Source organism: Achromobacter sp. 10T422 (genome assembly GCF_056394065.1).
Genome location: NZ_JBFTHD010000003.1, coordinates 159,280 through 186,179, shown reverse-complemented (window position 1 = coordinate 186,179; position 26,900 = coordinate 159,280). Strand labels below are relative to the sequence as shown.

The 26,900-nt window shown below is 64.7% G+C and carries 26 protein-coding genes; 18 read left to right on the top strand and 8 right to left on the bottom strand.

The genetic code is table 11. The annotated features are described in order from the left end of the window. Positions 1-10: 10 nt before the first annotated feature. Positions 11-1,438 carry an RNA polymerase factor sigma-54 gene (gene rpoN / locus AC1DB0_RS08495; protein WP_441372620.1) on the bottom strand — a complete coding sequence of 476 codons (1,428 nt, stop codon included), beginning with the start codon at positions 1,436-1,438 and terminating at the stop codon, positions 11-13. Positions 1,439-1,454: 16 nt separating this feature from the next. Here rpoN and AC1DB0_RS08490 point away from each other — a divergent pair, with 16 nt between their 5' ends. From AC1DB0_RS08490 to leuA, 3 genes are all read left to right on the top strand, one after another. Further along, positions 1,455-2,111: a hypothetical protein gene (locus AC1DB0_RS08490; RefSeq protein WP_054421006.1), complete on the top strand. Its 657-nt coding sequence runs from the start codon at positions 1,455-1,457 to the stop codon at positions 2,109-2,111. A gap of 190 nt (positions 2,112-2,301) precedes the next feature. Further along, positions 2,302-3,279: a tripartite tricarboxylate transporter substrate binding protein gene (locus AC1DB0_RS08485; RefSeq protein WP_476757351.1), complete on the top strand. Its 978-nt coding sequence runs from the start codon at positions 2,302-2,304 to the stop codon at positions 3,277-3,279. A 397-nt stretch (positions 3,280-3,676) separates the two neighbouring features. Next, a complete protein-coding gene (leuA, locus tag AC1DB0_RS08480; RefSeq protein WP_054421005.1) occupies positions 3,677-5,389 on the top strand; it encodes a 2-isopropylmalate synthase in 1,713 nt (570 codons plus the stop codon). A 145-nt stretch (positions 5,390-5,534) separates the two neighbouring features. On the opposite strand, the gene AC1DB0_RS08475 is transcribed toward leuA, so the two are convergent. Then, positions 5,535-6,863: an amidase gene (locus AC1DB0_RS08475; RefSeq protein ID WP_054421004.1), complete on the bottom strand. Its 1,329-nt coding sequence runs from the start codon at positions 6,861-6,863 to the stop codon at positions 5,535-5,537. A gap of 320 nt (positions 6,864-7,183) precedes the next feature. On the opposite strand from AC1DB0_RS08475, the gene AC1DB0_RS08470 reads away from it, so the two are divergent. From AC1DB0_RS08470 to AC1DB0_RS08445, 6 genes are all read left to right on the top strand, one after another. Further along, entirely contained in the window at positions 7,184-8,197 is a 1,014-nt protein-coding gene (locus tag AC1DB0_RS08470) for a substrate-binding domain-containing protein (RefSeq protein WP_054421003.1), read from the top strand. A gap of 31 nt (positions 8,198-8,228) precedes the next feature. Further along, the gene (locus tag AC1DB0_RS08465) at positions 8,229-9,026 is read left to right on the top strand and encodes a phosphodiesterase (protein ID WP_476757350.1); all 798 of its coding nucleotides are present in this window, start codon (positions 8,229-8,231) and stop codon (positions 9,024-9,026) included. Positions 9,027-9,149: 123 nt separating this feature from the next. Then, positions 9,150-10,205, top strand: coding sequence for an ABC transporter ATP-binding protein (locus AC1DB0_RS08460; RefSeq protein WP_054421001.1), 1,056 nt, complete (start codon positions 9,150-9,152; stop codon positions 10,203-10,205). Between the two features lie 34 nt (positions 10,206-10,239). Then, complete coding sequence (locus tag AC1DB0_RS08455) at positions 10,240-11,535, top strand: ABC transporter substrate-binding protein (RefSeq protein WP_054421000.1); 1,296 nt, start codon at positions 10,240-10,242, stop codon at positions 11,533-11,535. A 13-nt stretch (positions 11,536-11,548) separates the two neighbouring features. Then, positions 11,549-12,424, top strand: a complete 876-nt coding sequence (locus tag AC1DB0_RS08450; protein ID WP_054420999.1) for a carbohydrate ABC transporter permease — start codon at positions 11,549-11,551, stop codon at positions 12,422-12,424. After that, positions 12,421-13,221, top strand: a complete 801-nt coding sequence (locus AC1DB0_RS08445; RefSeq protein ID WP_006224480.1) for a carbohydrate ABC transporter permease — start codon at positions 12,421-12,423, stop codon at positions 13,219-13,221. Before AC1DB0_RS08450 ends, AC1DB0_RS08445 begins: the two co-directional genes overlap by 4 nt. Positions 13,222-13,231: 10 nt before the next feature. Here the strand turns inward: AC1DB0_RS08445 and AC1DB0_RS08440 are convergent, their stop codons facing one another. Together AC1DB0_RS08440 and AC1DB0_RS08435 are read right to left on the bottom strand one after the other, a co-directional pair. Continuing rightward, positions 13,232-13,549: a hypothetical protein gene (locus tag AC1DB0_RS08440; protein ID WP_054420998.1), complete on the bottom strand. Its 318-nt coding sequence runs from the start codon at positions 13,547-13,549 to the stop codon at positions 13,232-13,234. 78 nt (positions 13,550-13,627) lie between these two features. After that, positions 13,628-13,966, bottom strand: a complete 339-nt coding sequence (locus tag AC1DB0_RS08435) for a DUF1840 domain-containing protein (protein ID WP_054420997.1) — start codon at positions 13,964-13,966, stop codon at positions 13,628-13,630. A gap of 303 nt (positions 13,967-14,269) precedes the next feature. Between AC1DB0_RS08435 and argS the strand changes: the two genes are divergently transcribed. The 5 genes from argS (at position 14,270) to AC1DB0_RS08410 (ending at position 19,806) form a co-directional block, all read left to right on the top strand. Continuing rightward, positions 14,270-15,955, top strand: coding sequence for an arginine--tRNA ligase (gene argS, locus AC1DB0_RS08430; protein WP_054420996.1), 1,686 nt, complete (start codon positions 14,270-14,272; stop codon positions 15,953-15,955). A gap of 9 nt (positions 15,956-15,964) precedes the next feature. Continuing rightward, positions 15,965-16,702, top strand: a complete 738-nt coding sequence (locus AC1DB0_RS08425; protein WP_054420995.1) for an SPOR domain-containing protein — start codon at positions 15,965-15,967, stop codon at positions 16,700-16,702. Positions 16,703-16,794: 92 nt separating this feature from the next. Next, complete coding sequence (locus AC1DB0_RS08420) at positions 16,795-17,427, top strand: thiol:disulfide interchange protein DsbA/DsbL (protein ID WP_054420994.1); 633 nt, start codon at positions 16,795-16,797, stop codon at positions 17,425-17,427. Between the two features lie 160 nt (positions 17,428-17,587). Continuing rightward, on the top strand, positions 17,588-18,811 hold the full coding sequence (locus tag AC1DB0_RS08415) for an ABC transporter substrate-binding protein (RefSeq protein WP_054420993.1): 1,224 nt from the start codon (positions 17,588-17,590) through the stop codon (positions 18,809-18,811). Then, complete coding sequence (locus tag AC1DB0_RS08410; protein ID WP_425286144.1) at positions 18,790-19,806, top strand: alpha/beta hydrolase; 1,017 nt, start codon at positions 18,790-18,792, stop codon at positions 19,804-19,806. Before AC1DB0_RS08415 ends, AC1DB0_RS08410 begins: the two co-directional genes overlap by 22 nt. A gap of 52 nt (positions 19,807-19,858) precedes the next feature. On the opposite strand, the gene metC is transcribed toward AC1DB0_RS08410, so the two are convergent. After that, positions 19,859-21,052, bottom strand: coding sequence for a cystathionine beta-lyase (gene metC / locus AC1DB0_RS08405; protein ID WP_476757348.1), 1,194 nt, complete (start codon positions 21,050-21,052; stop codon positions 19,859-19,861). A 115-nt stretch (positions 21,053-21,167) separates the two neighbouring features. Then, positions 21,168-21,812, bottom strand: coding sequence for a nitroreductase (locus tag AC1DB0_RS08400; RefSeq protein WP_476757347.1), 645 nt, complete (start codon positions 21,810-21,812; stop codon positions 21,168-21,170). A gap of 257 nt (positions 21,813-22,069) precedes the next feature. On the opposite strand from AC1DB0_RS08400, the gene AC1DB0_RS08395 reads away from it, so the two are divergent. After that, entirely contained in the window at positions 22,070-22,696 is a 627-nt protein-coding gene (locus AC1DB0_RS08395; protein WP_054420989.1) for a LysE family translocator, read from the top strand. Positions 22,697-22,741: 45 nt separating this feature from the next. On the opposite strand, the gene AC1DB0_RS08390 is transcribed toward AC1DB0_RS08395, so the two are convergent. Then, positions 22,742-23,809 carry an MBL fold metallo-hydrolase gene (locus tag AC1DB0_RS08390; RefSeq protein WP_054420988.1) on the bottom strand — a complete coding sequence of 356 codons (1,068 nt, stop codon included), beginning with the start codon at positions 23,807-23,809 and terminating at the stop codon, positions 22,742-22,744. A gap of 73 nt (positions 23,810-23,882) precedes the next feature. On the opposite strand from AC1DB0_RS08390, the gene AC1DB0_RS08385 reads away from it, so the two are divergent. The 3 genes from AC1DB0_RS08385 to AC1DB0_RS08375 all read left to right on the top strand — a co-directional run bounded on the left by AC1DB0_RS08385 (position 23,883) and on the right by AC1DB0_RS08375 (position 25,835). After that, positions 23,883-24,263, top strand: a complete 381-nt coding sequence (locus tag AC1DB0_RS08385) for a MerR family transcriptional regulator (RefSeq protein WP_476758640.1) — start codon at positions 23,883-23,885, stop codon at positions 24,261-24,263. Between the two features lie 10 nt (positions 24,264-24,273). Next, on the top strand, positions 24,274-24,606 hold the full coding sequence (locus tag AC1DB0_RS08380; RefSeq protein ID WP_175170493.1) for a YnfA family protein: 333 nt from the start codon (positions 24,274-24,276) through the stop codon (positions 24,604-24,606). A 137-nt stretch (positions 24,607-24,743) separates the two neighbouring features. Next, positions 24,744-25,835, top strand: coding sequence for an FmdB family zinc ribbon protein (locus AC1DB0_RS08375; protein WP_175170492.1), 1,092 nt, complete (start codon positions 24,744-24,746; stop codon positions 25,833-25,835). Between the two features lie 46 nt (positions 25,836-25,881). On the opposite strand, the gene AC1DB0_RS08370 is transcribed toward AC1DB0_RS08375, so the two are convergent. Further along, positions 25,882-26,856 (bottom strand): Bug family tripartite tricarboxylate transporter substrate binding protein, encoded by a 975-nt coding sequence (locus tag AC1DB0_RS08370; RefSeq protein WP_054420985.1) that lies wholly within the window; start codon positions 26,854-26,856, stop codon positions 25,882-25,884. Between the last annotated feature and the right edge of the window lie 44 nt (positions 26,857-26,900).

Below are 26,900 nucleotides of genomic sequence, written 5' to 3'. Positions count from 1 at the left end.
GTCCCCTATTTCAACGCGCCGAGGCCTGCGCCTTGCGCACCGTTGCGGGGGCAATCCGCAGCGCTTCGCGGTACTTTGCCACCGTCCGGCGGGCGATCACTATCCCCTGATCGGCCAGTTTTTGCATGATCTGGCTGTCGGACAAAGGCTTGGCACGGTTCTCGTCTGCCACCATTTGGCGGATAAACGTCTGCACCGCGGTGGCCGAGGTGGCGTCGCCGCCATCGGTGGAAACGCCCGCGCCAAAGAAGCGCTTGAGCTCCAGCGTGCCAAACGGAGTGAGCATGTACTTCTGCGTTGTGGCCCGTGAAATGGTCGATTCGTGCAAACCAAGCTCGCCCGCGATGTCTTTCAGAATCAGCGGACGCATGGCCGATGGCCCCTGGCTGAAGAACGCAGTCTGGCGTTCAACAATGGCTTGAGCCACCCGCAGGATCGTGTCAAAGCGCTGTTCGACGTTGCGGATCATCCATCTGGCCTGCTGCAACTGGGATTGCAGCCCGGCATGCGCGGATTCTTTCTGGTTGCCCAGCATCTGCGCATACAGCCCGTTGATCTGCAGGCGCGGCACGGCGGCGCTATTAAGCGTCACTTGCCAGCCGCGCCGGGTTTTACGCACGATGACGTCCGGCACGGCATAGTCGGCAGCCGGCACGGTCCAGGCGCGGCCCGGGCGCGGTTCCAACCGCAAGATCAGTGAATGCGCGGCGCGGAAGGTGGGGTCGTCACAGCCAGCGGCTGCGCACACACGTGCGGCGTTGCCCGTCGCCAACAGCGGAAGGTGCTGCGCACAGATTTGACGCGCGCACGCCAACACGGCGGGGTCTGCGGCTTCGGGCAGGCGGGTCAGGTCGGGGTTGCGCAGCTGCAACAGCAGGCAGTCGGCCATGTCGCGGGCCCCGATGCCAACCGGGTCGAACGATTGCAACAGCGACAACGCCGCGCGCAGCTCGTCCAGGTCAGGCTCCATTTCGGCGGGCAGCCAGCTAAGGATTTCTTCCAGGGGAGACCCCAGGTAGCCGTTCTCATCCAGCTCGTCGATCAGCAGCCCCGCCAGCGCGGCGTCTCGCGGCGCCGCGCGCGTCAGCATCAGCTGGCCCAGCAGGTGCTCGCGCAGCGTATCGGGCCGCGCCGCCTCGGGCGGGCCGGAATCGTCATCGGAATAGACCCCGCCCGAACCCGGCATTTCGTCCACCGGCGTTTCGCGTTCGGCCGCCGGCTCGTCGTCCTGCACGGAAGATTCGCGCTCGGACTCGGCTTGCGCCTCGGCCGCGGGCGTGTCGTCTTCACGTTCCAGCAGGGGGTTGTCCGAGAGCACTTGCGAGATCTCGGCCTCGAGGTCGAGCGTAGACAACTGCAACAATCGTATCGATTGTTGTAGCTGAGGGGTCAGCGTCAAATGCTGGCCAGGTCGCAGTTCTAAAATTGGACGGGTCATAGGTACAATATTTTGCATGATGAATCTGACTTCGCCCGCAAGCGTTCGCCAGGACAGCCGACTTATCGGCCAGACCCTGCTCAAATTGGCGCTTCCCCGACTCGTTGTGCGCGCGATAGTCATCGCCGTCGCCGTCGTCCTTTGGTATCTGGTCGCCTCGTGGATACTGGATTTCGGCAAACGCATGAACTACGACTTCCTGCATACCCTGGGCCAGCCCACCCAGGACATGGCGCAGAAAGTGAATCCGTATATCTGGTGGGTCGTCGCCGCCATCTGGACCTTGATCGTCTTCTTCTCGGTGCGCGCCTGGTTCTCGGCCAGCCTGGCCTCGGGCGCGGCAACGCCGGTGGGTACCGATGTGCTGGCAGAACTGGCGCCGAACCTGTCGGAAGAGTCTCTCGGCGTGCTGCGCTGGACGTGGGGCGACCGCCAAGAGCCCTTCACTGTAGGCGACTTGCGCCGCTCACTGTCTGAAATTCGCCACAATCGCATCGGCAAGATCGCGATGGTGGCCGAACAGGCGCAAATTCTGGAAGGCGCCGCGAGCCGCCCCACGCGCGATCCGCGCGACGATGGGCGCCGCGAGCCGCGCAGCGAAGTCCGCGGTGAGGTCCGTGGCGAACCCCGCGGCGACCGCTACGTCGAACCGCGCATCGGGCCGGCCCGCTAAGCGCCGAACGCATCACACGCAGACTTCAGGCCGCCCACAAGGCGGCCTGTTTGTTTCAGTCCTCTGCCAGCCGGCTTTTTCTATACTGGCCCCTCCAGGCTCGCGCAACCGCGGGCCGCGCACACACCAAACAATATCTACCGGCACCGAGACAGGCCGGATGCGCGGCCGGCCCCTGGAGTTGTTCATCATGTTCCGACCCCCCGTCCGGTATGCCGCCGGCCTGTTGTTGGCCTGTTCGGCCGCGTTCGCCGTCACGCCGGCCCTGGCCGCCTGGCCTGACAAGCCCATCACCTTCGTCGCCCCGTTCAGCGCGGGCGGCGCCAATGACCTCGTTGCGCGGATCATCGCGAAAGCGGTGGGTTCGACTTTGAACCAGACGGTCATCGTAGAAAACCGTCCCGGCGCAGGCGGCGTCGTGGGCGCTGCGCACGTCGCACGCAGCGGCGCTGATGGCTACACGTATCTGGTCGGCAGCAACGGCACCGTCACCAACAGCCTGATCCGGTCAGACCAGCCCTACAAAGATGAAGAGCTGACGCCTGTGGCGCTGCTGTCCATCACGCCGTCCGTCATTGTGGCCAACCCGTCCAACCCCGCCAAAGACCTGAAGGACTTCGTTGCGCGCGCCAAACAGGCCAAGACCGACCGCATCACGTTTTCCACCGCCGGTAACGGCAGCACGCCGCATTTCGTGGCGGAGATGGTCAAGGAAGCGACTGGCCTGCCCGTGGAGCCCATTGCCTACAAGAGCGGTTCGGAAGGCGTGACGGCGGTGATCGGCAACCAGGTCGACGCCACCTCGGAAGCCAGCATCGTGACGCTGCCACTGATCCAGAGCGGCAAGCTCAAGGCGCTGGCCACGACCTGGGACAAGCGCATGGCCAGCGCGCCCGACATTCCGACGACCGCCGAACAGGGCTTCCCGGCCATTCGCATCGGCCACTGGGCAGGCTTGTTCGCACCCGCCGGGACGCCCGCCGACGTATTGGACAAGATGAACGCCGCCGTCGAAAAATCTTTGCAGACCAAAGAAGTGCAGGACGCCTTGCGCCAAAGCAGCATCGAACCGGGCGGTGGCTCGCGCGCAAGCTTCGTTGAATTCGCAGCAAGTGAGCGCAAACGTCTGGGTAAAGTCGTGAAAAACGGGCATATGCAGACGCAGTAACTTCGTCTGATTTCTGGCCAAACCCGCGCGGGGATGCGATGCGTCCCCCGCTTTTTCTGTTTGCGCTGGCTGGCAAAGTGTGTTTGACTAGCAACCTATGGCCGCTTACCGCACCTCCCTCGCGATTGCCACCGGACGCTCCGCCGCTCCGGTCGCCGGCCTGCGCGCTCGTTCCTTCAACGCCGCCGCGCTATCGCTATACCTACCGATCGGTTGCCGGGCCTAGTGTCCCCGTGGTAGCTCGGCAGCCACGTTTGCCACACGCGATTTCCCCTTTTTAGATGTGAATCCTGCCGGTCAATCACGGCAAATCCAGGCACAAGACCGTCATCCGGTCATACGTGCCGCCGAGACTTAGTGCTCCCGGGATTCAAAAGAAACCGATCGAGGTGTAGTAATGATGCTTGCCAACCCCGCCACCAAATACGTCCCCTTCGCGCCCTTCACCCGCGATTTCTCCGAACGCACCTGGCCCAGCCGCCGCATCACCAAGGCGCCGATCTGGATGAGCACGGACTTGCGCGACGGTAACCAGGCCCTGATCGAACCCATGAGCGTCGAGCGCAAGCTCCGCTTCTTCGAACAGCTGGTGAAGATTGGCTTCAAGGAAATCGAAGTCGGTTTTCCGTCGGCCTCCCAGACCGACTTCGATTTCGTGCGCAAGCTCATCGAGGAAAAGCGCATTCCCGACGACGTGACCATCATCGTGCTGACCCAGTCGCGTGAAGATTTGATCAGCCGCACCGTGGAAGCCGCCGCGGGCGCCAAGCAAGCCATCGTCCACATGTACAACGCGTGCGCTCCGGCCTTCCGCAAGGTCGTGTTCAACATGACGAAGGAAGAGATCAAGGGCATCGCCACCACCGGCACGCGCCTGATCAAGCAATACACGTCGCAGCGCCCGGAAACCAAGTGGAGCTACGAGTACTCGCCCGAAGTGTTCAGCACGACTGAACCCGAATTCGCGCTGGAAGTCTCGGATGCCGTGGCCGACGTCTGGCAGCCCACGCCCGATCACAAGATGGTGTTGAACCTGCCCGCCACGATCGAGGCCACCAGCCCCAACTTGTACGCCGACCAGATCGAGTGGATGCACAAGAATCTGGCCCGCCGCGACAGCATCGTGCTCAGCGTGCACCCGCATAACGACCGCGGCACCGCCGTGGCCGCCGCCGAATTTGCCGTGATGGCCGGCGCCGACCGCATCGAAGGCTGCCTGTTCGGCAGCGGCGAACGCACGGGTAACGTTGACCTTGTCACGCTCGCCTTGAACCTCTACACGCAAGGCGTGCACCCGGGCCTGGACTTCTCCGACATCGACGAAGTGCGCCGCTGCGCCGAATACTGCAACCAATTGCCGGTGCACCCGCGCCACCCGTACGCGGGCGACCTCGTCTTCACCGCGTTCTCTGGTTCGCACCAGGACGCCATCAAGAAGGGCTTCGCGCTGCAAGCAGCCGACGCCGTTTGGGAAGTTCCGTACTTGCCGATCGACCCCGCCGACCTCGGCCGCAGCTACGACGCCGTCATCCGCGTGAACAGCCAATCGGGCAAGGGCGGCGTGTCGTACCTGCTTGAACAGGAACACGGCCTGGTCTTGCCGCGCCGCTTGCAAATCGAATTCAGCCGCGCCATTCAGCGCGTCACCGACGAGACCGGCCGCGAAGTCACCGCTGACGACGTGCACACGATCTTCAACCGCGAATACCTTGAACAGAAGTCGCCGTGGAAGCTGATCCGCCACCGCATCGACGGCAATCCGTCGGCCGGCGAAGGCCAGCACTTCAGCATCGAAGCCGAACTCGAATACAACGGCGAACGCCGCATCGTGACCGGCAAGGGCGACGGCGCCATCTCGGCCTTTGTGGCCGCGCTGGACGTGCCCGTGCGCATCATGGACTACCACGAGCACGCCATCGGCACCGGCACCGACACGCGCGCCGCTTCCTACGTGGAACTGCGCGTGGGTGAATCCAGCACGGGCTTTGGCGTGGGCATCGACCGCGACATCGTCACCGCGTCGTTCCAGGCTGTGCTGAGCGCCGTCAACCGCCACATCAACTCGGGCGCCGTCACGGCGGCCGAAACGGAAACCGCCGAGACCGCGTAATCCGCATCTCTGGCCACCAGTAAGCGCCTGACGCAAGCCCGAAACATGGGCTTGCGGCCCCCAAGAACCCACCGCTTCTTGGCGCGGCACGGCAACAAAAAAGCCCGCCTTATCTGGCGGGCTTTCTGCTTTCAACGCACCGGTTTCAGCCGCGCGGCCACATGTCGGATGCGCCGATGTCAGGCGTGTTTGCGGCCAGCAACTGCTTGTGCACCCACGCGCCAATGGCCAGCGTGCGGTAGTCGTCGTAGCGCTGCCCGATCAGCTGCAAGCCAACGGGCAAGCCTTGCGGGCCGGTTGCAAAGGGCAGGTTCAGGCAGGGCAGGCCAAACAGCGTCCAGGCGCGCGAGAACTGCGGGTCACCCGTACCCAAGTCAGCGAAAGGCGCTTCGCCCGCCGCGCTGGGCGCTAGCACCACATCGAATTCATCGAACCAGCTGTTTACCCGCGCGCGGGATTCTTCAGCACGCGCCAGATTTCGGATGTGTTCCTCTGCCGTGATCTGCGCGCCCGCTTCCAGCACCGCTTGAATCTTGGGGCTGAGCTGGCTGGCGTGTTCCAAGCGTTCGTAAGCCAACGACTGCGAGGCCTCGAACGCCATGATGTCGGCATGCAGCTGCACCAGCATGCAGTCCTGCGGCGGCAGCGGCACTTCTTGCACGAAGGCGCCTGCCCGGGACAACGTGGCGGCGGCCTGTGCGAAGGCTTCCTTGGTTTCGGCCTGCGCATGCCGCCATTGCAGCGTGCGGCACATGCCGATGCGCGGCTTGCCCTCGTAAGCCAGATTCAGCAAGCGCGGGTCACGCATCATGACCGACGCGAACAGCGCCACGTCCGGCACCGAGCGCGCGAAGCCGCCCACCGTGTCCAACGATTCGGCCAAACTCTTCACGCCGGCTCGCGGCACCGCACCAAAGGTCGGCTTGAAGCCCACGATGCCGCAGTACGACGCGGGGCGGATGATGGAGCCCGCGGTTTGCGAACCCAGCGCAAACGGCACCATGTCGTCAGCCACCGCAGCGGCCGAACCGCTGGACGAGCCGCCCGGCGTGTAGGCCTCGTTGCGTGGGTTGCGGGTGGGGCCGGCTTGATAGGTCGCGAATTCCGTGGTGACCGTCTTGCCAACCACTACTGCGCCTGCGCCACGGCACAACGCCACGGCGGCGGCATCCAGGCCGGGGCGGTGGCGTTCATAAATGGGGGAGCCGTAGCGGGTGGGCAGGTCGAACGTGTCGAACAGGTCTTTCACGCCGATCGGCAAGCCATGCAATGGCCCGCGCAGGGCGCCGCTATCGAGCACTTGCGCATGGTCCAGCGCCGCCTGCTTTTGCAGCGCCGTCCAGGCATGGATGGTGTTTTCGCGCTGCTCGATGCGGGCAAAGCAGGCCCGCACCAATTGCACCGCAGTTAACTCGCGCCGTTGCAGCTTGTGCGCCGCTTCCAGCGCGCCAAGTCTGTTTAAGGCAGTAGACATGATCCTTTCCTCTTTACCGGAGCCGCGCATCACGCGTGGCAGCTGAACTCCGCACCCGGTCCCCTTGACCGAGGGTCTGTCCTGGCTTGCCCCGCGCGATGGGCGACGAGGTTAAAGCGGACCGATCCCAACCATTGTGCGCGTTGCGTCAATTAGGAAAAACACCGAAAACACCTTGTTTTACGGGGTAAACCGACTGCGCTGCGCCATGGCTTTCTGTTGTTGCGGCGTCACCAGCATAGCGCAAACCCGTGCAATACAAAGGTCATATTTGTCTTGTAAGATGAAATCGTTTTCAGTAAACCGACAGCAATATAGATATGGCTACGCGCCCGTCGCCCCGCTTTTCCATCATTGAAGTGGCTCGCAAGGCGGGGGTTTCTCCGGCGACGGTGTCGCGCGCGTTCAACCAGCCCGAGATCGTGCACCCCGACACGCTGGCGCATATTCGCAATGTGGCCAAGCGCGCCGGCTTCCGTCCGAACCGCGTCGGCCGCAGCCTGCGTTCGGGCAGCACGCGCACCATCGGACTGATTCTCCCCACGCTGTCGAATCCCGTCTTCGCCGAGTGCTTTGAAGGCGCGGAACGGCGTGCGCGCGAATCGGGCTATAGCGTGATGCTGACCGCCACCGGCTACGACCCCGCCGTGGAATCGGCAGCGGTGCAAGGGCTGATGGACCATCAGGTGGATGGCCTGATCCTGACCGTGGCCGACGTCAACAAAAGCGCCACACTGGACGATCTGGACAGCGCCGGCATGCCGTACGTGCTGGTCTATAACGAATCCAACACGCATCCGTTCGCGTCCGTCGACAACCGCGCGGCAGCCAGCGACATGGTCGCGCACCTGGCCGCGTTGGGCCATCGCCGCATTGCACTGGTGACGGGTCCGCTGACGGCGTCCGACCGTGCGCGCCGACGGCTGACCGGCGCGCGCGCCTGCGCGAAGAAGCTGGGCCTGGACACCGTGCAGCACATCGCCATGAGTTCACACACGGGCAGCGACGCCGACGTGCTGAAAGCCGCGCTGCGCGGCAAGCAGGCGCCCACGGCGCTGTTCTGCTCGAACGACCTGCTGGCCACGGCCGTCATCGCCGACCTGGTGGCGCTTGGGCTGCGCGTGCCCGCCGATATTTCCGTCAGCGGTTTTGACGGCATGCGATTCGGCGCCTTGCTGACGCCGCCCTTGACGACCGTAGCGCAGCCCAGCGACGGCATCGGACAAACCGCGTGCTCGAATCTGCTGGCGCAGATTCACGGCCAGCCGCCCCAATCGAATCGCCTGCCGCACTGCATCGTGGTCGGCGGCACCGCGGCCGCCGTGCGCCGCTGATCCCCATCCCTTCCGACATTCCGCACGCATCATGCTCATCGCACAAATCACCGACCTGCACATGCGCACCCCGGGCGACAAGGCCTACGGCATCATCGACCCGGCTGCGTTTCTGGCGCCTGCCGTGCGCGCGCTCAACGCCCTGACGCCGCGCCCTGACTGCGTGCTGATCACGGGCGACCTGACCGACCTTGGCCGCCCGCACGAATACGCGGTGCTGCGCGAACACCTGCAAGCGCTGGAGATTCCGTACTTTCTCTTGCCCGGCAATCATGACGACCGCGCACAGCTGCGCGCCGCCTTCCCCGACCATGCCTACCTGCAAGATGGCGGCGACTTCGTCCAGTACGCCATCGAAAACTATCCGCTGCGCATGCTGTCGCTGGACACGGTGGTGCCAATGAAGAGCCATGGCGAGCTATGCCAGGACCGCCTGGACTGGCTCGCCGCGCGCCTGGCGGAGCAACCTGACCGGCCCACGCTGGTGCTGATGCACCATCCGCCATTCCTGACGGGCATCGAACACATGGACGCCATCGGCCTGTTGGCCGGCGCGCCGGAACTAGAACGCATCATCGCGCGCTTTCCGAACATTGAACGCGTGCTGTGCGGGCACTTGCACCGCACCATCTTCCAGCGCTTTGGCGGCACCATTGCGTCGACCTGTCCCGGCACCGCGCATCAGTTGGCGCTGGAGCTGGGGCCGCGCCCCACGCTGCAATACATCATGGAACCGCCGGGCTACCAGCTGCATTGGTGGCAAGGCAAGAACCTCGTCACCCACCACGCCGTTATCGGGGATTACCCCGGGCCTTATCCGTTTGCCTGAGCCGTAGAACGGGGGCTATAACCCCCGGGCATTGCCACGAATCCGTCATGTTTGCGCTGCACAATGAAAAGGTTTTCATAACAGGCAACAATGCGGATCTAACAATTAGATCGTCGAGACAGCATGTCATCCATCGTTCTGGATAACCTCACCAAACAGTATGGCGGCGCCGCCGCGATTCACGGCGTGAGCTTCACCGTGCCAGCGGGCAGCTTCACGGTGCTGCTGGGCCCGTCGGGCTGCGGCAAGTCGACCACGTTGCGCATGATTGCCGGATTGGACACGCCCACCTCGGGCACCATCCACATCGGCGACCGCGACGTCACCCAACTGCCGCCGGCCAAACGCCGCATATCGATGGTGTTCCAGTCGTATGCGCTGTTTCCGCATCTGTCGGTGCGCGAAAACATTCTGTTTGGCCTCAAGGTGCGCAAGGAACCGGCGCGTGATTTTGACCGCCGCCTGCAACGCGTGGCCGGGCTGTTGGGCCTGGGCCATCTGCTGGACCGCAAGCCTTCGCAATTGTCGGGCGGCCAGCAGCAGCGCGTAGCGCTGGGCCGCGCGGTGATTTCGGAAGCGCCGGTGTGTCTGATGGATGAACCGCTGTCGAACCTGGATGCGCAGCTGCGTCACGAGATGCGCCGCGAGATCCGGGCGTTGCAGCAAGACCTGGGCATCACGATGGTGTACGTGACGCACGACCAGACCGAAGCCATGAGCATGGCGGATCAGGTGGTGCTGTTGCGCGGCGGCCAGATCGAACAGCACGATACGCCCGACGCCTTGTATGCGCGTCCGGCCAGCGAATTCGCGGCGCGCTTCATCGGCACGCCCCCCATGAATCTGATCGGTCTGGCGAGCCCGCAAGGCGCCACCGTCATCGCCGGCACGCAGGGCCCCGTCATCGCGAATGCGCCGGCGGGTGCGGTCAAGCTGGGCGTGCGCCCCGAACACATCCGCATTGATGGCGACGGCATTCCCGCCACGGTGGAAAGCGTCGAGTACTTCGGCGCGGACTCCATCGTGGTCTGCCGCGTCGGCGATACCAGCGGCGTGGCCGTGCGCGTCGGCGGCCATTTACGCGCCCGTGCAGGCGAGGCCTTGCGCCTGTCCTGGCAGGACGCGCAGCAGCATTTCTTTGCCGCCGATTCGGCGGTCATCAACACCGTCGGGCGCTAGAAGACGCCCACATCCACAGGAAGGAAACGCCACCATGCGACGCATCGTACTGAAGACCCTGGCCGCCAGCCTGGCCGCCGCCTGCCTGTCCCTGCCTGTGCAGGCGCAGAACAAGCCCGTAGAAGTCGAGTTCTATTACCCGGTTGCCGTCGGCGGCCCGATCACGAAGATCGTTGACGACATGGTGGCGGACTTCCAGAAGGAAAATCCCGACATCAAGATCAAGCCGATCTACGCCGGCTCGTATCAGGATTCCATCGCCAAGGCGCTGACGGCGCTCAAGGGCGGCACGCCGCCGCAGCTGGCCGTGCTGCTGTCCACCGACATGTTCACGCTGATCGACGAAGACGCCATCGTGCCGATCGATTCGCTGGCGAAAAGCGACGCCGACAAGAAATGGCTGGGCGGCTTCTATGACGCCTTCATGCAGAACAGCCGTTCGGGCGGACACACCTGGGGCGTGCCGTTCCAGCGTTCGACCATCGTCATGTACTACAACAAAGACCTGTTCAAGGCCGCGGGCCTGGACCCCGAGCGCGCGCCCGCCACGTGGGCAGAGCTGGTCGACTACGGCAAGAAGCTGACCAAGCAGGATGCGTCCGGCAACACCACGCAATGGGGCATCGAGATCCCGTCGGGCGGCGCGTTCGCGTACTGGCTGTTCCAGGCGCTGACCACGCCCAACGGGGCCATCCTGATGAACGAGGCGGGCAACGAGGTCTACCTGGACAAGCCGGCAGTGGTGGAAGCCGCGCAGTTCTGGCGCGACCTGTCGGCCAAGCACAAGATCATGCCGACCGGCACCATCGATTGGGGCACCACGCCGAAGGACTTCCTGGAGAAGAAGGCGGCCATGGTCTGGACCACCACTGGCAACCTGACCAACATCCGCAAGAACGCCGACTTCCCGTTTGGCGTGGCCATGATGCCGCAGCAAAAGCGCGGCGGCAGCCCGACGGGCGGCGGCAACTTCTACATCTTCAAGAGCGGCACGCCGGCGCAACAGCAAGCCGCGCTGAAGTTTGCGCAGTGGGTCACGACGCCGGAACGCGCCGCCGACTGGAGCATCGCCACGGGCTATGTCGCCGTGACGCCGGCCGCCTGGCAAACCGAAAAGATGAAGAAGTATGCGCAGGAAGTGCCGGCAGCGGCGGTCGCGCGCGACCAGTTGGAAGTCAGCGTGGCGGAGTTCTCCACGCATGAAAACCAGCGCGTCACCAAGACCCTGAACGACGCGCTGCAAGCGGCGCTGACGGGGTCGAAGACGCCGCAGCAAGCGCTGACCGACGCCCAGCGCGAGGCCGATCGCATCCTGCGTCCTTACAAGTAAACCGACAAGCACGATGAGCCGCTCTTTGAATGCGCTTTATGGCTGGCTGCTGTTGCTGCCAGCCATCGTGCTGCTCGCCGCGTTCACGCATTACCCGGCGGTGGCGACGCTCTGGCACAGCTTTTTCTCCACGCCCAAAGGCGCGCGCCCGGCGCGCTTTGTGGGCCTGGATAACTATGCCGTCATGCGTGACGATCCGGTGTTCTGGCAGTCGCTGTGGAACAACCTGTGGTTTGCGCTGGGCACGATCCCCACGTCAATCGGCATTGCGCTGATCATGGCGCTGTGGGTAAACCGCAATCTGCGCGGGCGCGGCTTTTTGCGCATGGCGTACTTCACGCCGACGGTGCTGCCGATGGTGGCGGTGGCCAACATCTGGCTGTTCTTCTACACGCCGCAGTACGGGCTGATCGCGCAGGTGATGGGCTGGTTCGGTTCGCCCGGCCCCAACTGGCTGGGTAACCGCGACACGGCGCTGCCGGCGCTGATGCTGGTGACGGTGTGGAAGGAGTCGGGCTTCTTCATGATCTTCTACCTGGCCGCCTTGCAAACGGTGTCGCCGTCGCTGCGCGAGGCCGCCATGCTGGAAGGCGCATCGCGCTGGCAGTATTTCCGCCGCATCCTGTGGCCGCTGCTGATGCCCACCACGCTCTTCGTGCTGATCAATGCGCTGATCAACGCGTTCCGTCTGGTGGACCACGTGGTCGTCATGACGCGCGGCGGGCCGGACAACGCCAGCACCTTGCTGCTGTATTACATCTACCAGGTGGGTTTCAGTTTCTGGGACACGGCTTACGCCGCCACGCTGACCGTCGTGTTGCTGGTGGTGCTGGCGCTGACCGCGCTCATCAAGTTCCGCTGGCTGGATCGCAGGACGCACTATCAATGAAAGACAAGCTCGATACCCTGGGCGCGTGGGCGCTGGGCCTGTTGTGGATTCTGCCGCTGGCCTACGCCATGTGGGCGGCGTTCCACCCGCCGGCCTATGCGACCCGCTTTGAACTGTTCGCCCCGCTGACGCTCGATAACTTCGCCCGCGCCTGGCAGGCCGCGCCGTTTCCGCGCTACTTCCTGAACACCTTCCTGCTTGTCACGATGGTGCTGGCGGCGCAACTGGTGCTGTCCACGCTGGCCGGCTACGCGTTCGCGCGCTTCGAGTTTCGCGGCCGCGATTTCGTCTTCATGCTGGTGCTGTTGCAGCTGATGATCATGCCGGACGTGCTGCTGGTGGAGAACTACCGGTCGATGAGCCAGCTGGGCATTCGCGATACGGTGTTCGCGATCGGCCTGCCGTACTTTGCGTCGGCCTTTGGCATCTTCCTCTTGCGCCAGACGTTCAAGACGGTGCCGCGCGAGCTTGAAGAAGCCGCGCGCATGGAAGGCGCGAACGCCATGCAGATTCTGTGGAAGGTGTACGTGCCGCTGGCCAAGCCGATCTACGTGGCCTATGGGCTGGTGTCGGTCAGCCACCACTGGAACAACTTCCTGTGGCCGCTGATCATCACAAACTCCGTGGAGTCCCGGCCGCTGACGGTGGGGTTGCAGGTGTTCTCATCGACCGATCAGGGTATCGATTGGTCGGTGATTACCGCGGCCACGCTGATGTCGGCCGCCCCCTTGCTGATCGCCTTCCTGCTGTTCCAGCGGCAGTTCGTGCAATCGTTCATGCGGGCGGGAATCAGGTAGCCGTGGCGGGTCAATAGCCGACCGTCAGCCCCGGCAAGTCCACCGTGATGCGCGGTCGCTCCAGCGCCAGCGCCAGGTTCTCTGCGAACTCACGCGCTTCTTTTTCGTCGGTGGACAGGGTGTCGTAGCCCAGGGCGTCGGCCACGCCCAGCACCTTGTCCAGCAACAGCACCTTGCCGCTGGGCCGCAGAGGTTCGCAGCCCAGGGTTTCCCAGGCGCCGTCGAACCAGTCGCGCGCTTGGGCTTGGCGTTGCGGAGACGTTTCCACGGTGGCGGTCAGGTCCAGCGAACGCCGGGGGTCAAAAACAATGGTGATGTCGCTGCGCATAGGGAATTCCTTGAAAAGGCGTCAGGCCGAAAGGGTAGGCAAAAAAAGCCGGTCAGATTGTCTGCCCGGCGACATTGCCTACCAGCCGCGTGACGCCTCCCAGGTGACCTCGACATTGGCGGCTTGGGATTGCCGCATCATGTCCAGCAAGGGGAAGGCGCGTTCCTTCATGCCGACTGCGCGGGCCATGGGGGAGCGGGGCGCCTTGTCCTCGTCGTCTTCGTCGGCGGGGTGTTCGGCGATTTCGATGGCGCGTTCGATGCCTGCGATGGCGGGGCCCAGCTGGTCGACGGTGAAAACGCCGCGCTCGGGAATCTTGTCACCGATGGACTTGCCCGCAGCCTGCAGAATGGGACCGGCGTGGTCGGACAGCATCAGCACCTCGGCAACCGCCTTGGAGTGAAAGGTAATCAGCATATTGCGGTCTCCCTCATTGAGTACGTTACATACACTACCGCAACGCCCGGGGGATGCCAACTGGCCCCGAAGCGCCCGCCGCCAGGGCGCCGTCGCCCCGGGCTAGAGGTTTGATTTTATTGACAGTTCCGGCGGCCCGGCGAACGCTTGCCGGACGGTTTGACGCCCGTTGGCTGCCGATTGGCCCGCCAAATCAACTATCATTCAGCATGATTCCCGTGACATTGCCGGCCCGGACCGCGTCCGCTTGATCCCCGCCAGATCTCCGCATCGGTCACTCACCCAGAACTTCTCCAGACGCCCATGCTCCCCGAGCAACAAAAACAGCTTATCTCCCTGATCCAGGCCGCCGTTGCGCAGAGCCTTCCCGACGCCCAGCCCAACGTGCTGCTGGAGCGCCCCAAGGTCGCCGCCCACGGCGACGTCGCCACCAACGTGGCCATGCAGCTGGCCAAGCCCGCAGGACGCAACCCGCGCGAACTGGCCCAGGCCATCGTTGACGCGCTGATGGCCGCCCCCGGCGCCCGTGATCTGGTCGACAGCGCTGAAATCGCCGGCCCCGGCTTCATCAACCTGCGTATCACCGCCGCCGCCCGTCAGGCCGTCATTGCGACGGTCGCCGAGCAGGGTGCAAGCTTTGGCCGCGCCGCGCGCAGCGGCGAGAAGATCCTGGTCGAATTCGTGTCGGCCAACCCCACCGGCCCGCTGCACGTGGGCCATGCCCGCCAGGCTGCGCTGGGCGACGCCCTGTGCCGCCTGTACGACGCCAGCGGCTGGGACGTGACCCGCGAGTTCTATTACAACGACGCCGGCAACCAGATCGAAAACCTGGCCATCAGCGTGCAAGCGCGCGCCCGCGGCCTGACGACCGACTCCCCCGAATGGCCGGCCGACGGCTACAAGGGCGACTACATCGTCGACATCGCCCGCGACTTCCAGGCCGGCAAGACCCTCCAGGCGTCCGACGGCCAGCCCGTCACCGCCACCGGCAACATCGACAGCCTGGACGACATCCGCGCCTTCGCCGTGGCCTATCTGCGCCGCGAACAAGACCTGGACTTGCAAGCGTTCGGCCTGAAGTTCGACAACTACTACCTGGAAAGCTCGCTGTACACGTCGGGCCGCGTCGAAGCCACGGTCAACGCGCTGATCGCCGGCGGCCATACCTATGAAGAGGGCGGCGCGCTGTGGCTGCGCACCACCGAATTGGGTACGGGCGACGACAAAGACCGCGTGATGCGCAAGAGCGAAGGCGGCTACACCTACTTCGTGCCTGACGTGGCCTATCACAAGGCCAAGTGGGAACGCGGCTTCCACCGCGCCGTCAACATCCAGGGCAGCGACCACCACGGCACCGTGGCCCGCGTGCGCGCCGGCCTGCAAGCGCTGAACGAGGGCATCCCGAAGGACTACCCGTCTTACGTGCTGCACAAGATGGTCAAGGTGATGCGCGGCGGCGAAGAGGTCAAGATCTCCAAGCGCGCCGGCAGCTACGTCACCATGCGCGACCTGATCGACTGGGTGGGCCGCGACGCCGTGCGCTACTTCCTGATCCAGCGCCGCGCCGACACCGAATTCGTGTTCGACGTGGACCTGGCCTTGTCCAAGAGCGACGAAAACCCGGTCTATTACATCCAGTACGCCCACGCGCGCATCTGCACGATGATCAACAACGCCGGCATGCCCGCGGCCGATGTGGCCGCCGCCGACGTGTCCGTGCTGACCGCGCCGTCGGAATTCGCGCTGATGCAGCGTCTGGCCGAATTCCCGCACGTGGTGGCGTTGGCCGCCCAGGACCTGTCGCCGCACCACATTGCCTTCTGGCTGCGTGACTGCGCGTCGGACTTCCACGCCTGGTACAGCGCCGAACGCGTGCTGGTCGACGACGTCGCCCTGAAGCTGGCCCGCCTGCGCCTGGCCGCCACGACGCGGCAGGTGCTGGCCAACGGCCTGGAGCTGCTGGGCGTGTCCGCCCCCGAGCGGATGTAACATCGGTTCATGGCAACCAAGCGCAAACCCACCCGCCGTTCCTCTGGCGAAAGCGGCAGCACCCTGTACGGGGCGCTCGCCGGCCTGCTCATCGGTCTGATCGTGGCCGCCGTCGTGGCCTTTTATGTCACCAAGGCCCCGGTGCCCTTCGTGGACCGCGCCAGCCGTCAGGGCGACACGGGCAAGCTGCCCGACCCCCGGCAGGCGCCGGACCCCAACGCGGGCCTGTACGGCCGCGACGGCGCGGCGGGTGCGCCGCCTACCGGCCCCACCGCCACGGCGCCTGCGCCCTTACCTGGCGCCGGCACGGGCGCGGCCAAGCCGGACGAAACACCGTCACGGCTGGACGACCTGGGCGCGCTGATCGCCACCTTGCCGTCGACCGCCAAACCGCAGGCCACAGCTCCCGCGGCGGTCGCCATGGCGCCCAGCCAGGCCCCCACGCCGATCTCCAAGCCCGCGGCAACACCCGCGCCTAAAGCCGCTGCGCCCGCTACGGCCACGGCGTCCGCCGCCACCGGCACGTACTTCCTGCAAGCCGGCGCCTTCCGTGGCGAAAACGACGCGGAATCGCTCCGCGCCCGCATCCTGCTGCTGGGGCTGCCCGTGAATGTGCAAAAGGCGGAAGTGAACGGTAAGCCGATCAACCGGGTCCGGGTGGGTCCGTTTGCGCGCCTGGACGACATGAATCGCGCCCGCGGCCGATTGGGCGAGAACAAGATTGAAACCGCCGTGGTGCGCCAGTAATGCGCCCGTAATGCACTCTGGCGCCATTTTTTCGATTGAACTTATCCGCGTTTGAACCTGTCTGTAACTTTTTACTCAGGAACCTCTCATCCATGCTGTCCCCCAAGATTGTTCGTATCCTGGCCGCGGCCGCACTGACGGCCACCGCGTTCTTCAGCCCGGTCAGCCACGCTCAAGGCACGCAAGCCTATGTGGCGATCAACCCGCCGCTGCCCTCGGATACCCCGGGCAAAGTGGAAGTGCTGGAATTCTTCGCCTACACCTGCCCGCATTGCGCCGCCATGGAACCCATGGTTGAAGACTGGGCCAAGACCGCCCCGTCTGACGTCGTGCTCAAGCAAGTGCCGATCGCCTTCAACGCCGGCATGAAGCCGCTGCAACAGGTCTACTACACGTTCCTGGCTCTGGAACGCCCCGACCTGCACGCCAAGTTCTTCACCGCCATCCACGGTGAACACAAGCGCCTGTTCGACAAGAAGGCCATGGGCGACTGGGCGGCTTCGCAAGGCGTGGACCGCGCCAAGTTCGATTCGATCTTCGATTCGTTCAGCGTGCAAACACAAGTGCAGCGCGCCACCCAGCTGGCCGACGCCTACCGCATCGACGGCACGCCGTCGTTTGCCGTCGGCGGCAAGTTCATGACGTCCCCGGTCATGGCGGGCAACAGCTACGAAGGCGCCCTGAAGGAAGTGAACCAACTGATCCCGATGGCGCGCAACAAGTAATCCGCGTCCTCCGCATCACCGCAAAGCGCCTCGGCCAATCTGGCCGGGGCGTTTTCTTTTGGGAAATCGTTAAGAAAGTGCTGCGCTCCGGCGCGGGGGCAGCGCTAAACTTTCACCACAAAATTCGCCGCAACGACGGCATAAAACGGGTGGAAGACAAATGACATCGCAATCTCTGCGCGCACGCGCGGCATTGAGCCTTGGGCTGGGCCTCAGCTTGGCGCTCGGCGCCTTCACCACGCACGCCAGCACGGCCGACGGCGTGAAGATCGGGGTCCTGACGGACATGGCGGGCGTCACCGCCGACGCCACGGGCAAGGGGTCGGTGGAAGCCGCCCGGCTGGCCATCGAAGAAGTGGGCGGCACGGTGTTGGGCAAGCCGATTTCGCTGGTTTCGGGCGACCATCAACACCGCCCCGACATCGGCAGCAGCATGGTCCGCAAGTGGTACGACACCGACGGCGTTGACGTCGTGGTGGACGTGCCCAACTCGTCCGTCGCGCTGGCCGTGCAGGGCATTGCGCGCGAAAAGAAAAAGCTGGTGCTGTTCTCCAGCCCTGGCACCACTGCGCTGTCGCAAGCGCAGTGCTCGCCCTACGGCGTGCAATGGACGTACACCACCTACGCCTTGTCGCGCGGCACGGCCACCGCCGTCGTCAATGAAGGCAACAAGCGCTGGTTCATCCTGGCGTCCGACTACGCCTTCGGCAAACAGTTGGCGGCCGACACCGAAGCCGTCGTCAAAGCCAACGGCGGCGAAGTCGTAGGCACCGTTTTCCATCCGTTGAACGCGTCGGACTTTGCGTCCTTCCTGCTTCAGGCCCAAGGCTCCAAGGCGCAGATCATCGCCATTGCCAACGCGGGCGGCGACACAATTTCCGCCATCAAGCAGGCGGCGGAATTCGGCATTGGCGGCACGCAGCAGCTTGCGGCCATGCTGCTCTTGATCACGGACGTGCACAGCCTGGGCCTGCAAGCGGCGCAGAAAACGTATTTGACCGTGCCGTCGTACTGGGACATGAATGACGGCACGCGCGCCTTCACCAAGAAGTTCGAAGCGCGCGTCGGCCGTCCGCCCACCTTCTTGCAGGCGGGTGTGTACAGCTCGGTGCGCCACTACCTGCAAGCCGTGAAAGCGGCCGGCACGGCGGATGCCGACGCGGTGATGGCGAAGATGAAATCGCTGCCCATCGACGACCCGTTCAGCTTGAATGCCCACATCCGTGAAGACGGCCTGGTGGTGCGCGACATGATGCTGGCGCAGGTGAAGACGCCCGCGCAATCCAAAGCGCCTTGGGACTACTACAACATCGTGCGCAACATCCCCGGCGACACGCTGGCGTGGCCGCTCGCGGAAAGCCAATGCCCCCTGGTCAAGAAATGACCAAACAGGCGCATCAACCGGGGGGGCAACGGCCGGGGCAGCAACCAGGGCAGCAACCCCTCTCGCTCGCTGATTTCGGCAGCTTCTACGCGGGCGGCAGACCGGTGCGCATTGCCGGGCTGCCGCAGCGCGAGATTGCGTTCACGAAAAGCGCGTCGCTGGCCTACGACCCGAACGGGCTCTACCACTTCGAACAGGCGTACGTGCAGTACTTCATTCCGTCGCGCCTGACGCATCCCTTGCCCATCGTGCTGCTGCATGGCGGCGGCATGACGGGCGCAATGTGGGAACAGACGCCTGACGGACGCCCCGGCTGGACGCAGCATTTTCTGCGCCAGGGCCATGCGGTGTATGTGGTGGACAACGTTGAGCGCGGCCGCGCCGGCTGGGCGCCGTTTGAGCAGGTCTGGCCCGAACCGCCCATCATCCGCACCGCCGAAGAAAGCTGGTCGTTGTTTCGCTTTGGCCGCGCCGAAGACTACGCGTTGCGCCGCGCGTTCGCGGGGCAACGTTTTCCGGTTGATGCGTTCGATGATTTCATCCGGCATGCCGTGCCGCGCTGGCTGGGCAACAACGATGCGGCCCTGCACGGTTTCTGCGCCGTGCTGGACCGCATCGGCCCATGCCTGGTGCTGGCGCACAGCCACGGCGGCGAAGTGGCGTACCGGGCGCTGCATGCACGGCCCGATCTGGTGCGTGGCGTGATCGGCATCGAGCCGTCGGGGTTTTCGGGCGACGTCACGGCCGCCGCCGTGGCGGGCAAACCGTTCCTGTTTGTCTATGGCGACTATCTGGATGCCACGCCGCTATGGCAGCGCCTGTGCGCAAGCGGGCAGGACTACGCCGAATCACTTGCCCGGCATGGTGCGCGGGTGGATACGTGGCGGCTGGCCGACCAGGGCATTGCGGGCAATTCCCACATGCCGATGATGGACGACAACAGCGATGACATCGCCGCGCGCATCGGCGCGTGGATACGCAGCGCGGCAGTCTGAACCCGCCGCGCCGCAACCCAAAATTTGGCGCGGCGTCTTCAGACCCCAGCGCTTACTCGCTGACCGCCGCCGCCTTTTCCAGCGCCTGCGTCAGATCCGCGATGATGTCTTCCGGCGATTCCAATCCGATGTGCAAGCGCACCAACGCGTTGTCGCCTTCGCCCCAATAGCGGTGATGGGACAAGTCCTTGGGCGATACGAGCTGCACCAGGCTTTCGTAGCCGCCCCAGGAAAAGCCGATGCCAAACAAGGTCAGCGCGTCCACGAAGGCGCGCGCGGCCGCGGGCGACAGGCGCAGCTCAACCGACAGCATGCCGTTGGAGCCGGAACAATCACGCTTCCACAGCGCATGGCCGGGGTCGGCCGGCCAGGCCGGATGGAACAAGCGCACGGTCTCGGGGCGGCTCTTGAAGAACTCGCACACTTGCAGCGCATGGCGCGCGTGCTGCGCCATGCGGATCGGCATCGTGCGCACCCCGCGCAGCGCCAGCCACGCGTCGTCCGCGCTGATGGAATACCCCATCGCGTACTGCGTGCGGTTGAGCTTCTTGGCGATGGCCTCGTCGTTGGTCACCACCGCGCCCAGCATCAGGTCGGAGTGGCCGCCCACGTACTTCGTGCCTGCAATGACGGACACCTGCGCGCCCAACGTCAGCGGGCGGTAGATGTAGCCGGAGCCCCAGGTGTTGTCAGTCGCCAGCACCAGGCCGTGCGCGTCGGCAAAGGCCGCCATCGCGCCCATGTCCAGCATTTCAAACAACAGCGAACCCGGCGACTCCACGTACAACAGCTTCGTGTTCGGCTGCACCAGCGATTCCAGGTCATCACTGGTTGAGAAGTACGTGATGTCGATGTTCATGCGCTTGAGCACCGCGTCGTCCAGCTCACGCATCGGGCCGTACACGCAATCGGAAATCAGCGCGTGGTCACCCGCCGAGCACAACGCCATCATCACCATCGTCATGGCCGACAGGCCCGACGACGCCAGATAGCAATGCGTGCCGCCTTCCAGCTGCGTGAAGACTTCCTCCAGCGCGGCGTGGGTGTCCATGCCCATGCGGCCGTAGGTGGTGGCGCGGCCGCCAGCGGCCTTGCTGCGCTGCGCCTGTTCCAGCGCGGCCAGGTTCTCGAAACGCACGGTGCTGGCGCGCATCGGCGGCAGCGGCACGGGCGCGGTGCCGGTCTCGGGGTTGAACGGGGCGGTGCCCGCGTGCTGCAAAACCGTATCGATGTGTTTGGAAGTCATCTGCTGAAGGAATGCGGTAGTGTGAACAAGGCCGAATCGGGGCGAATAGGAGCGAATAGGGGCGAATAGGGTGAACCTTATCAGGCGGGCGGGCGCCTGTCCCTAGCCCCTGTCCCTAACTCGTGACCCAGTTGACGGTTTCCGGCAGCTCGGCGCGCCGGGTGCGGTAGCTGTTGGCGGGATGCGCGGTATCGGCATAGCCAAAGGAAATGCCGCAGACCACGCGCCGGCCGGGCGCAATGCCCAGCACGTCGCGCAGCACTTCGGGGTACATCGCCAGCGACGCCTGAGCCACGGTGGCCACGCCATTGGCCTGGGCCGCCAGCAGGAAGTTGGCGACGTACCCGCCGCAGTCCATCGCGCCGTATTCGCCCAACGCCTCGTCGGTGGTGATGATGGCCACGTGCGGCGCGTCGAACAATTGGAAGTTGCGCATCTCTTGCTGGCGGTAGGCATCGCGGTCGCCGCGCGCCACGCCCACCGCACCGTACAGCTGAAAGCCCGACTCGCGGCGGCGGGCCAGGTATTCGTTGCGGTACTCGCGGGGGAAGGGGAAGTCGGGCGTGAAGCCGGCGTGTTCGGCTCGTGCGGTAAGCGCCGCCCGTAAACGATCAGTGCCTGCGCCTTCGGTAATCGCCACCTGCCAGGGCTGGCAGTTGCACCACGACGCCGTGCGCTGGGCCAGGGTCAGAATCCGTTCAATGACGCCGCGTGGCACAGGCGCGGGCAGGAACGCGCGGCAGCTGTGCCGGGTCAACATCCACGCTTCGAGCGCGGCGTCGCCACCGGCCGGCTGGGCTGTTGCGTCAGCGCTTGCATCGAGCTTTGAGTGAAGGTTAGGGTCAAGACTGGCGTCAGGGTTTGCGCCAGGGGTTGTGTCAGCGCTTGCAGCATGAGTCGTCATGGCGAGTCTCTCTCTCCTTGTATGTCCGGTGGTGCGGGGTGGACGGCGTGGATTTTGCCCTTATGATGCCATTCTCCGGCTGACCGGAACCCACCCGCACCAGGCGAAATCCCATGCTGCCCCTTGATACCTTGATCGCTTTTTTCGGCATTGCCGTCCTGTTGGCCCTGACGCCCGGGCCGGACAATCTGTTCGTGCTGATGCAATCGGCTATCTGGGGACGCAAGGCGGGCATGCTGGTGGTGCTGGGCCTGTGCACCGGCCTGTTGGGTCACACGGCGGCCGTGGCGCTGGGTTTGGCGGCGGTGTTCGCCGCGTCGCCCATGGCGTTCACAGCGCTGAAGCTGGCGGGGGCTGCGTATCTTGCGTATCTGGCGTGGCAGATTTTGCGCGCGCCCGTCGAAGCGGAAGATGGCAAGCGGCCCGAACCGCTCAAGCCCGGCGCGCTGTACCGGCGCGGCATCGTCATGAACCTGACGAACCCCAAGGTGCTGCTGTTCTTCTTCGCGTTTCTGCCGCAGTTCACCACCCCCGCGCTTGGCCCCGTCGGCGTGCAGGTCATGCAGCTGGGCGCGGTGTTCATGGTGTCGACGTTGCTGGTGTTCGGCGCCATCGCATTTTTCTCGGGCGCGTTCGGCGAACTGCTGCAACGCTCGGTGACGGCCAAGCGTTGGCTGAACCGCATCGCCGCGCTGGTGTTTGTGGGCCTGGCCGTCAGGCTGGCCACCGCGACGCGCTAAGAGGGGCCGCAAAGCCCCCATCAGCGCGGCGGTGTGAGTGGCCGATCACGCCGCCGTGAAGCGCACGATGCCATCCGCCCCGGTCGCGCGTTTCAGCTTGCCTTCGAAATACAGCGCGTGCAGATGCGCCAGCGCCTCGCCCATGGCGAAGGTCAGCTGATGCAGATCCAGCTTGCGCTTGAATAGCACGGGCACGATGTCGGACGTGGACTGCGGCTGCACCGTGCATGCTTCCAGCACTTCCGCCAGCCGGTCACGGTGATGCTCGTGCTGTTGCGCGATGCGCTCGTGCAAACCGGTGAACGGCCGGCCATGCGACGGCAGCACCAGCGTGTCATCCGGCAAGCCGTCATAGCCATCCAGCGACCGCAGATACAAGGGCAGGGGATTGGCGTCGGGTTCGTAATCGAACACGCTGACGTTGGTCGAGATGCGCGGCAACACCATGTCGCCAGAGATCAGCACGTTCAGGCCGGGCGAGTGCAGCGACGCATGTTCCGGCGCATGGCCGTAGCCGACAATCACGCGCCAATCGCGGCCGCCGATGCGGACCTGATCGCCGTGCATGATGCGCGTGTAGCGCGCAGGCACGGCGGGCACCAGGTTCGGGTAGTAGTTGGCGCGCTGGCGGATTTGCTCCTGCGCGTCCGGGTCGGTCAGGCCATGGCGGGCGAAATGCGCCACCGCCGATTGGCCGCCTGGGCCGCCGCCGGCCTCATTGCGGCGCGACGACCACAACGACGCCACCATGAAGTCCGTCATCGTCATCCACAGCTGTGCGTCCCAGCGCTCGCACAGCCAATGGGCCAGGCCGATGTGGTCAGGATGCATGTGCGTGACCAGCACACGCAACACCGGCAGCCCTTCCAGTTCGTTCTTGAAAACGTCTTCCCACAACGACTTGACCTCGTCGCGCGAGATGCCACAGTCAACAATCGTCCAGCCGTCGCGGCCGTCGATGTTGTCGCGCAGCAGCCAGAGGTTGATATGATCCAGCGCGAACGGCAGCGGCATCCGAATCCATTTGACGCCCTCCGTCACCACATGGGCATGGCCGGCTTCGGGCTGGAAGTCCGCCCAGGGATACTGCAATTTCTGTTCGTTGGGGTTCATTGCCTCTCGCTCCACGCTTGACGTTCACGTCAAGTCATCATAATTTACGTTTACGTAAACTGCCACACGTCGCATGCCCTCGTCAACCTGGACCATCTCTGAACTCGCCCGCGAGTTCGACGTCACGCCCCGCACGATCCGCTTCTACGAAGACCAGGGGATCGTCAGCCCGGCGCGCGAGGGCCGCAACCGCATTTTCGGTCCGCGCGACCGCACGCGCCTGAAGCTGGCGCTGCGCGGCAAGCGGCTGGKGCTGCAACTGTCCGAAATCCTGACCCTGATCGACATGTACGACGGGCCGGGCGATACCGAAGTGCAGCTGCGTCAGTACCTGAGCGTACTGGAACAGCATCGCGCCACGCTCGAACAACAACGCCGCGACATCGAAGACACCTTGCAAGAGATTGCACAGCAGGAACGCGAATGCCGCGTGCTGCTGGCGCAAAAGCCGTAAGGGCCGCATCATGGCCGCCCTGCAAACCGTTGCGCTGTTCGTCCTGACCGCGCTGGCCGAAATCATCGGCTGCTATCTGCCTTATCTGTGGCTGCGCAAGGGCCATTCCATCTGGCTGCTGGCGCCTGCCGCCATCAGTCTGGCGCTGTTCGCGTGGCTGCTGACCTTGCATCCCACCGCTTCGGGCCGCGTCTACGCGGCGTATGGCGGTGTGTACATCGGCATGGCGCTGCTGTGGCTGTGGGCGGTAGACGGCGTGCGGCCCAGCATCAGCGATTGGGTTGGCGTGGGCCTGTGCATCGCGGGCATGCTCGTCATCATGTTCGGGCCGCGCAGCGCGTAAACCTTCGGGCCTGCATCGGCCGTTGATCAAGCGCGCGGCCGCCCGCGTGGCGTCACCGCGATCGGCGTTGATAGTTCCGACCCAAAATCGGATTCATCCAATATCTTTGCGCACGGCGGGAAGGCAAGATCGGCTCCATGCACAAGAGCCGTCCTCACCCCATTCTTGACCGCCAGCCGCAGCTTCGCGCAACCGCCGACGCCGCAGGCTTTGAGTGCCTGGATAGCGACTGGCGCGGCTTGTCTGCGATGTACCGTTTTCAATGCCGCGCAGGGCACCGCTTTGACCGCACCTTGCAAACGTTTGGCCGCGCGCGCGAGACCAAATGCCCCGTCTGTACGGCAGAAGCAAACTTCACCCGCTTGCGCGCCTTGTCGCAAGAGGCCGGCGTGCAATGCCTGGAATCGCACTGGCTCGGCTGGGACAGGCCGCATCGCTTCCAATGCCAGGCCGGTCACCGCTGGACCCGCAACGGCAACAAGGCGCTGGATCGTACCGGTTGCCCCGTCTGCGGACGCGATGCCGGCTACCGGCGCAGGCGCGACGATCTGCTGACCCGTATTCATCAAACGGCAGCGGCGCGCGGCGGCGTCTGCCTGGACACGGCAAGCCCTCGCGGGCAACGCGTGTTCCGCTTTCGCTGTGGCGCGGGCCATGAATGGAACGCCCCCGGCGCCGATGTCCTGCGGCGCACCTGGTGCCCGGAATGCGCGCGGCTGCGCAAGGTTGAAGGGTATCGGCATCCGGACGGCCTGGAACGCCTGCAACGCAAGGCCGCCGAACGTGGCGGCGCCTGTTTGTCGGACGCGTATCACGGGCTGGGCGTGCGCTACCGATTCCGTTGCACGGAAGGCCATGAATGGCTGACAACGGGCGGCAAGATACTGTTGGGAAGTTGGTGCGGCGTGTGTGCGAACGTCAACAAGCGCCTGGGCATCGAAGCGGCGCATCACGCAGCGCGCGAACGCGGCGGGCAATGCCTGTCATCCAGCTATGTAAACACCACCAAGAAGCTGCATTGGCTATGCCATCGCGGGCACGATTGGTATGCGCCATTCGCGTCGATCCGGGCCGGGCATTGGTGTGCGCAATGCGCGCACATCGCGCGGATCACCAAAGCAGATTCATTGGCCCGAATGCGGTATCGGGTGGCGCCGCTGCCCGTGGATGATCGGGGTGCGCCACAAAAATCGCGTAAGCGCCCCACGCTGGAGGCCTTAAAGCCGTAGGCCCAACACGGGGACGCTTACGCAATCGGCACGATTGAACCCAGGCTTACTCAGCCTTGATATTGCCTTCCTTGATGATGCGGGCGTTGTTCGTGAATTCCGCCTGCACTTGCTTGACGAACGCATCGCCCGATGCCGTACCCGGTTGCAGGTACGACTTCGCCAGCAAGTCCTGGAATTCGGCGCTGGCAACGGCCTTGGTCAACGCCGCTTGCAGCGGCTGCGACACAGCCGGCGGCAGGTTGGCCGGCGCGAACACGCCAAAGTTCGAGTAGTACTGCGCTTGCGGCATCTTCAATTCGGCCATCGTCGGCACGTCGGGCCAGGCGGCCAGACGTTGCGGCGCCATCACGGCCAACGGCTTCAATGCGCCATTGGCCACATGCGGCAACACCACATCGCTATTGACCACCAGCAGTTCAATCACGCCGCCCAAGCCATCGGTCAGCGCCTGGCTGTTGCCGCGATACGGCACGTGCAGCATCTTGGTGCCGGTCTGCGTGGTGACAGCGGCCATGCCGATGTGGGCCACGGTGCCTTGGCCCGGGGTGCCATAACGCACCCCTTCCGGATGCGACTTGGCGTACTCGACCAGCCCCGCGAAATCCTTCACCGGCAACGACTTGGTGGCAACGATCGCCACCGGCGCCACGGCCACGCTGGCCACCGGCGTCAGGTCCTTCATCGGGTCGTAGTTGGTCTTGGCCAGATGCGGGAAGATGGTCAGCGGGCTGGTGGACGCCAACAGCAGCGTGGTGCCGTCCGGCTGCGCGCGAGCCACAAAGTCCGTACCCACAGACGCGCCCGCGCCCGGCTTGTTTTCAACGATCACGGTCACGTTGGCTTCCTTGCGCAACGCGTCGCCCAGGCGGCGCCCGATCGCATCGGCGCTGCCGCCGGCGGTGTAGGGCACGACCAGCGTCACAGGCTTGGCGGGCCAGCTTTGCTGGGCCATCGCGCCGCTTGCCATGATTGCCAGGGCCGCCCCCGCGGCCTTGATCAGCAATGTCTTCTTTTTCATATCGTCCTAGTGATGTTGCGTAGCACTGCGGTGGGTAAAGCGTC